The following is an 8,021-nucleotide window of genomic DNA, read 5'->3' as shown; positions in this document are numbered from 1 at the left end:
CTATACAACAGCCCAGCCTACGATACTACGCGTGCTAATCGAGCCGATAACATCGTGGGACAGCCAATGCTCCCTTTTTATTTCACTGCCTCTTTTTACCGAACTTTTCTCCAACCTCATCCGACTCATCTGTTGTAGGACGTGCGTGTTTTTTAGATTGACTTGATTCAGGTTCCTTTGTCGTGCTTTTACTCTGAAAAAAATCCATCCAACTTGAATAAGTTCCTGGTTTTTGCGGAGATGACATTTTTATACGAACACTTGGTCCCCATAGGGATCCTACATAGCGACTATCAGAGAGCATCGCAAATTCATCTAGGGTAAAAGGGCTATTACCGCCTACCTCTCCATAACTTTCAGCCATCGTAGAAAAATGCTCCATAGAACGTTCATAGATTGTTTCATTCGCAATATCCAGCTGTGAATAATGGGTCTTACCTTTCGCTGCTATTTTTTCTTTAGAACGTAAAACCATTTCATAGGCCGCTTTGTAATGGCTATCCAGCAAATAGGTTTGCAGATTGGGCAATCCAAGTTCTTTGCCAAAACACAGCAACAGAGAATTTAAAACAAAAGGAGAACGACAACTAAAACTAAATTGTTTTGAATCTAAGGGGTCATTGGCGGCACGCTCAGAATCTTCTACAGTATCCAATACCATTTCCCAAAGACTCAGATTATTTTTTGTTTTTACTAAAACTAACATTTCTAGCAATTGCACAAAGCTCAGTTTTTTTCCTGACTTAAGACTTAAATCAATCCCCCCTTTTTCTATTGCATGCGCAAATGCTGCAAGTAATAATCGATGCGAATAAGAACCATGCAGCAGGACACGATCAATTTGCTTATTTTCATTAAAAAGTTGGCCACTTGAGATGACTCGATCAGCAATCATGCTGCTAACAAAACCAATAAATTTAACCACATAACCATTTTTATTAAGATCACGTGTGTTTTCATGTTTTAATAATAACGTATCCAGCATTCTTGCTTTTTTTAAAGGCTGATAGTCATCTGGTGGAGCGCCAGGAATGAAGTTCCCTCTTCCAGCAATCAAATAGGCAGGATAACCTTCTTGTGATGGAACGGTTTGGCTTTCTTGCATTAATTGCCCTAACTCAGCATCTAACTCTTTGAGGTGAGCTGCCACGTTCAATGGATCATAAGCAAAACGCATTAATTGATTGGCAATGTGTACTATTTCCTCGGCAGACATGTCTTTTAATAAAAACTCCGGGATATTTAAATCTTCTACCTTTGCAGTTGGAGGTGCTGTTGTCGATGCTTGAATCGTGATTTGTTCTGGCTCTATCTTAGAATCTGGCGCTACTGCACATTTATCAAAAAAATCCGCGCTTCTATATTTAGGATCCGGAGTTAATTTTTTTACCATCCTGGTCACAGTGATACCGTTGGAACTGACATCAGACGGATCTTTCTCGAACATCATGACCTCACTTTGTATGAATTAATAATAATATTAAGTATAGGATATGGCCATTTAATGTTCAGAAACTGTCTTAAGAATAGCAACTCAATTGTTTATTTCATATTTTTGATGAAAGAAACTGCTCTTGTTGTCTCAAAAAGCCACCTTTGATTTTGTCGAGCCAAGGCTCGACCTACTTATTGTTGGGGGCCCGTCTTTGATGCAATTTCATCATAGGCATTTTGAGTCGTTTCGTCTCTTTTTCTTTGATCTTTGAAAAATGTTGGCTTAAAATTAGCCGCTCGGGTGGCAATCTGATGTATTTCTTCCATAGCGCTAACAGCCTTTTGGGGATCATCTCTGCTCTCTTTAGCTTTCATATATATTTCATAAATATGATTAGGAACCGCTTTCTTGGCTCCTGATGACATGTCAATTTCTGATGAACTTCCCCACTTCCCCAGTGTCCATTGAGTTCGCTCAATTAAATGAATTATATCGTCAAGTGATTTATGAGCCGCTGAACTCTGAACCTCACCGCGCTTCTCTGCAATATATTGTTTTTTAAATGCCTCAAAGTTCCCTTTATAATGGAATGATTTTTCAGAAAGCGTCATTGAATAATGAAGCAACTCCTCATCTTTATTCTCAGCTTTCTTCGGAATCTTATTATTAACTTTTGTGTAATCAACTAGTGCTTTTGACTTACTCCCTATTCCAACTTCTGGCATCTGCAGATTTACTTGCCTAGCATATATTGATGAAAAATGCACAAAAGAATCTGCATTTCCTTCATACTTGTTTCTTATTTGCTGCCTTAGAAAAAGCTTATGCCAATTAACATCATCTTGCTGTTCAATTTTTGCAACTTCTTTTTCGACATTTAATTTATATTTTTTATAAATTTGCTCAATCTGCTGTTCTACTGTCGGTGGGATATGCGTTGGAACACGTATAGTGGGTAGCTGGCTAAGAGAGCTTTGAAATTCATAGAGTTTGTCACTAATAAACTCCTTTGCTACTAAATCTTCTGCAGTGCGAATATTCTGATAGTTTACGTTGTCTAAATCAGAAAGAAGTCCCAGAATATCTTTAACCTCATTAAAGACAGTAACAAGATTAGGTTTCGCAAGAATTTTTTTAAGCCTCGTTATTTGTTGTTGCACCGCTTCGTTTTCACGATTTAATTGCTCAAGATCTTGGACCCATTCTTGAAGTTCTGCGTGTTTCATTTTGAAACCTATTTGTAGCATTTGTTTCTTATATTGTAGATCAAATGCGCAAAAAGGTTTTTTATTGATTAATTTTTTTGCCATGAACCACTTCACAATCACTGCTTTGATTGATATCACGAGTTGCAAAATGCTCAGCGCTATTCCGGCTGAAAAAAAGTAATCGGTTCTCCTTTTCTAAAGGAATATGCAGCTCTTTTAAAAATAAATGATACGCCCGATTAAAATCATGCAAGTATATTTTTAAAGCATCAAATAAAAAATGAATGGCAGCTCCCTTAGCAAGGGTTATCGTGTTTTGTGTATTTTGCAGCACTTTAATAGTCACAACCGCGTTAAAACTTGCAGTTAATGCCGTTTCAACGTGTTGCCAATAAGTGTTTTTACAAGAGACTCTTTGTTCTGTATGAGAAAAATACGGTTTTAAATCCGCTTCTAAAGTAAATAAAGTCCGTAAAGAGCGGCTCGGTGAATACGATACAGTATGCTTACCACCATTTCCATTATCACACAATTGATCTAATTGCTCCGCTTGACACAATAAAATATCCATAAAGAAATTATATTGTTTCGCTAATTGAGCACAATCAATACCATTAAAATCAAAAGCGCTGCGTTCATCTGCTGAAGAAAAGATATCGAGCCAAATATTCATTTGCTGATCAAAAAGAATAACGCTATTGATGGGTAAGCCAATGACTGTTGGCATGCTTTCTATATATACAGCTTGTGGCGAACTTGAATCCGCTACAGCTCCAGGAAAGTCCTGAAGAGTTGTCATTTTTTTTAATCGAGTAGATAAAATATCCACGAAATCATGTGCAAACTGATGATTATCTTCACCAAAATTAATGTCTGCAAAGGATGCAATACCTAAGTATTGAGCTAATTCTTTCTTAGTCTTGGCATCTATTAAATCAACCGGGAGTTGTCTTAAAACACAATGCACCATTTCAACAAGTAATGATTCATTCACTCGTTTTTGTAAGAGGCTCGCCTGCTCGGCAATAGCAGGAAACAAGCCCTTGATTTTTTTGTAATTTAGAAAATATCCTTTAGTGTAGCCTTTAGGATTAAACAATCCTTGATACTCCAAAGGATGTAAAAGATTGTCATTATTTTTTTTATAACCGTAATTGCGAAAAGCAGCGCCCCAATCAATACGCGCAAATTGAATAAACAGCATTTCCACTGCGCTGGCAACATCCAAACACACAACATTGCCACTGTGTACACTGTGATCACCAAAAAGCAAAGAATACATCAAGGTAATAGCAAGCCCGTAATAGTGCTGTAATTGAGTCAGGGCTATGTAGGAATCGGGGCCATACAACATCTCTGCCAATGGATCGCGATCAGAACCATCGCTATAACCGGTACCAATAATTTTATAGAGCTCTTTAAATAGAACCATAGGCTGAATAAGCCCATAACTTCCATCTTCAAAGCGAATCAGTTGAGCGCAAATAAAAGATGGATGATATATTTTGTCAATCAACTGACGACGCATAAATTCTTGGAGCAATAAACCAGCAAACAATTCCGTGAATAATTCTTTGAGATCCTTAGGTTTTTTTATGAAATAACTCACTCCAGCGGGATCATGATAAAAACCATCTACTTCACTTTGATTTTTCCCACCGTGCTTGTCTTTAAATTTAATTAATACTTCATCCTTGTAAATTATCATAGCTGACTCAAACACGTCGTCCTTTACACACTATTTTTAACATTGATTAAACGTTTGAGAAAGTTTTATAGCACTATGCTATTAAATTAAAATCGATATACATCAAGGCTAAAGAATATTAACCATGGCATAGGTTAATTTTTATGATGATTTCCAAAATTGATCTAAGATAATAGAAAAAAGAAAACATCACTTAAAATAATATTTACAATTAAAAAGTACTTATATGATTAATAAAGAAAAATGGGATAAGTTAGCCGAATTAATGATGAAACTGCAAATCAATGAGACCGATTTCATCGAAAAATTTATCATAGGCAGTGGCAAAGGCGGTCAGAAATTACATAAAACGGCCTCAACAGTTTATTTGAAGCATATACCTTCAGGCTTGGAAGTAAAATGTCAGGAATCAAGAAGCCGTGAAGACAATCGATATTTTGCAAGAATACGACTTTGTGACAAATTGCATGCACTATTGAGTGATGAGCAAACCAAAGAACAGCAAAAAATTGAACAATTAAAACGACAAAAGAAAAGACGTTCAAGGCGCGCGAAACAAAAAATTCTGGATGCAAAATCCAGACAAGGCGAACTCAAAATGCTAAGAAAAAAACCTGATTCCCATGAATAAAATGATTGCTGTACGTCCTAAAGAATTACCATTTTATCCCATAATGTTCGCCTTCAACGATCTGAGTTGTAGGCCTTTCTTTTTTCTTTAAAATCTCTTGATTCTTAATCAAAAACTTCAAATTCTCATCAATTACTCGATGTTTTTTCTCAAAATCCTCACTTTGCCCCTGATAGCTATCGAGTAGTAATTTGAGTTTAGCATCATAGAGCTCCTTTAATACGGATAAAACCAGCTCGTGAGATCTGCTATCCTCTGATTTTCCTTTAAAAAAGGATAAGCCTCCCTGTGGTGCAAAATCTTTAGGAGTCTTGATATGATTCTTTTTAATTTGTATGTATAAATCATTCAGTTGCGCCATTGCAATTAAAGGATTTTTATCTAGCATTTTCCCCAATTTCTTTTTAAATGTTTTAGGATGCTCTAAAATAGAGTTTGTTGTAGCCCCTTCAAGAAATTCTGCGACAGAGGCAATGCTAGTCTGGGCCCCTCCCTTCATCAACTTGACACACAAATGATAATGATTTTTCGATAAAGCGACGTCTAATACGGTCTTCCCTTTCACATCTTTTGTATTTAAATCCACTTTCTCTTTTAAAAGATAATCACATAACTGAAGAAATTTGGCTTCTTCCTTTTTTGAGTAATGCGATAATTCAGAGAGTGCATGATGAAATGGATTTCTGCCAGCCTGATTTCTTTTGTGAAGTAAGGTACTATCCCAAGATAAAATTTCTTGTATCATCGATATATTAGGAGTTCCAATAAAAGCAATGTGTAATGCATTATTGCCATCTGCATCTTGGAAATCTATCTTAGCTCCTTGTGCCAATAAGAGACGCATCATGTTGAAATCTTTTAAGGAAACCGCACTATATAAAGGTGGGCGCCCTACTTTATTGGGTATATTAATCAATCCGGGGTCTTTCTTAAGTATCTTACTTGTTAACTCCTCTCTATGCTCTGCCTTCGTATAGTAAACATGATGTAACAACGTACCTCCATGAATATCAAGTATTCTTGTATCGGCTCCTTTTCTTAATAAATAGCCAGCTAATTTTATGTTTCCAGTATTAGTAGCCAACACTAATGCTGTTCCACCTTCTTTAGTTATTGGGATATTAATATCCATTCCCGCATGCAAAAACTGCTTCACCAAACTGGTGCTTCCTATATAAAGTGCAATTTCAAAAACTTCTTTACTCAAAAGCAGTTGTTTATTTTTAGCAAGAATTTTTACCAATGCATCTTTATCCTTCCGAACCATTACTTCCTTTAAAAGAGCTGGACTGATCTCCGCGCCAGAAGCTAATAATTTCTCAAACACATCTAATTTATAATTTTTATACGCTAGAGTTATGGCTGAAGAACCTTTGTTATCTGGTTCATTGATTTGAATTACATCCGTGGATGTTAAAGCACCTATTAACTCCGGGCTGCCATACTCCGCAGCGTAATGGAATGCAGTTTTTCCCTCATTGTCTTTGATGTTCAATATGGTCAGCGCATCGTCTCGGGAGAGTATCGCGGTTAATACTTTCCCCATTATCTGCATATTTCCTGACTCAGCTGCGTGATGCAGCGCCGTTTTGCCATCATAATCTTGAATTGATAAATCCGCTTTTTTAGCAATAAGCTCATCGACCATCACAATATTGCGCATCATCGCGGCTAAATGGATGGGAGTTTTACCTACATAAATTGGCGGTGCACCTTGCTCTATACGTTGATTAATTTGAGATGCATAAGCAGATACCAGCTCTTTCACGCCATGCGGCTCACTAAGATAAATTGCGCCTCTATGAAGAGGATAGGCCTCATCTAATGAAGCAAGACACTTCTGTGTCTCCCTATGCATGCTTTCAACATCCAAACGAGAGACATCAAGTTCTCGAATTTCATGGTAAGAAGGACTATCGAGCATACCTATGAACTGTTTGTTATCTTCCATCGTTGCACTATATCCATATAAAGGAACACCTTTTTTATTCTGTTCAATAATCTCTAAGGTATTAAAAATTGCTTCCTTAATCACCACTGCCAGCTCTTCAGTACTATATAAGTCAAAAACATTGGGTTCATAAAAAGTTGCTGGAGGTAACCCTTGCTGCATCAAAAGAATATTTAACAAATTGTTTACAAAGGTTCTGCCATTGGCATCCTTAAAAGGATGTAATACTTCATATTGGCGAATATGCTTGGCAATAACTAGAAGTTTGTCATCAAGGGTATTAGCGGCTTTAATTTCTTTGTTATACGATTGAGTAATTGCTTCTAAATAAACGCCAACATTTGCCCTAACTGCAAGATAGAAATGGTTTGTATTATTATGGCCGTACGCACACATGTCTTCATATATTTTTTTAGCAAGCTCGGGTATTTTCTCAACGGTTAAACCTTTTAAATAGTCTATATCAAATTTTGGACCAAATGAGCCGGCTATCCCAGGCCCGAACGATGCGCCACCTTCGATTAGAAAAAACAGTCGGAGAAATTCTTCTATTCCTTTAATTGAGGCTCGACTCGCTGGAATACCAAATGATACTGGCTCATCGGTTCTGATTTCACCTGGACTTTTCTCTTCTAGCTCCTCTACCTTCCTGCCACATCTTTTATGGATATCCTTTATTAAATCAACATTTAACTCAAACTTCTCGCCAGCTTTATCAACGTATAATGCCATAGAGCATAAACTCTCTAAAGCAGCATTAATCGAGCCTTTTTCTCTTGATTCATAACCATGCCAGCCATTTTCTTTTGACCAAAAACGCCCATCAACAAACAGTCTCCATATTTGCTCTGGCGGGTAGGCTTGCAAAAAAACTAGACCCGGTAAAGTTGGCATAAAATCACTCAAAAAGCGCAATCTTATTTATAATAATAGCTCAGTGTGGTTGAAATATATTCAAAAAATCCTTGCTTTATGACATAATAGCTGGCTTTATTTGCTCAGTTTCTTTAAGGATTTAGAAGCTAGAGGTAGGTTGGGAAACTGCCAAATGCAGTATAAAGACTTCAGCAATACAAAATTTGCTGAAA

The 8,021-nt window shown here is 36.8% G+C and carries 5 protein-coding genes; 1 reads left to right on the top strand and 4 read right to left on the bottom strand.

Annotated features, from left to right (window positions below):
* Positions 1-82: 82 nt before the first annotated feature.
* From BGO44_RS09785 to BGO44_RS09775, 3 genes are all read right to left on the bottom strand, one after another.
* Positions 83-1,450 (bottom strand): hypothetical protein, encoded by a 1,368-nt coding sequence (locus BGO44_RS09785; protein WP_273197073.1) that lies wholly within the window; start codon positions 1,448-1,450, stop codon positions 83-85.
* A gap of 176 nt (positions 1,451-1,626) precedes the next feature.
* Positions 1,627-2,745, bottom strand: a complete 1,119-nt coding sequence (locus BGO44_RS09780; RefSeq protein ID WP_273197076.1) for a hypothetical protein — start codon at positions 2,743-2,745, stop codon at positions 1,627-1,629.
* Positions 2,723-4,351 carry a hypothetical protein gene (locus BGO44_RS09775; protein ID WP_273197078.1) on the bottom strand — a complete coding sequence of 543 codons (1,629 nt, stop codon included), beginning with the start codon at positions 4,349-4,351 and terminating at the stop codon, positions 2,723-2,725. Before BGO44_RS09775 ends, BGO44_RS09780 begins: the two co-directional genes overlap by 23 nt.
* Before the next feature lie 226 nt (positions 4,352-4,577).
* Here BGO44_RS09775 and BGO44_RS09770 point away from each other — a divergent pair, with 226 nt between their 5' ends.
* A complete protein-coding gene (locus BGO44_RS09770; RefSeq protein ID WP_058511041.1) occupies positions 4,578-4,982 on the top strand; it encodes a peptide chain release factor family protein in 405 nt (134 codons plus the stop codon).
* Between the two features lie 25 nt (positions 4,983-5,007).
* Here the strand turns inward: BGO44_RS09770 and ankX are convergent, their stop codons facing one another.
* Positions 5,008-7,827, bottom strand: coding sequence for a Dot/Icm T4SS effector AnkN/AnkX/LegA8 (ankX, locus tag BGO44_RS09765; protein ID WP_273197079.1), 2,820 nt, complete (start codon positions 7,825-7,827; stop codon positions 5,008-5,010).
* Positions 7,828-8,021 lie beyond the last annotated feature (194 nt).

The organism is Legionella sp. 39-23 (genome assembly GCF_001897665.1).
Taxonomy (GTDB): domain Bacteria; phylum Pseudomonadota; class Gammaproteobacteria; order Legionellales; family Legionellaceae; genus Legionella; species Legionella steelei.
This window is presented reverse-complemented; position numbering and strand designations above follow the sequence as displayed.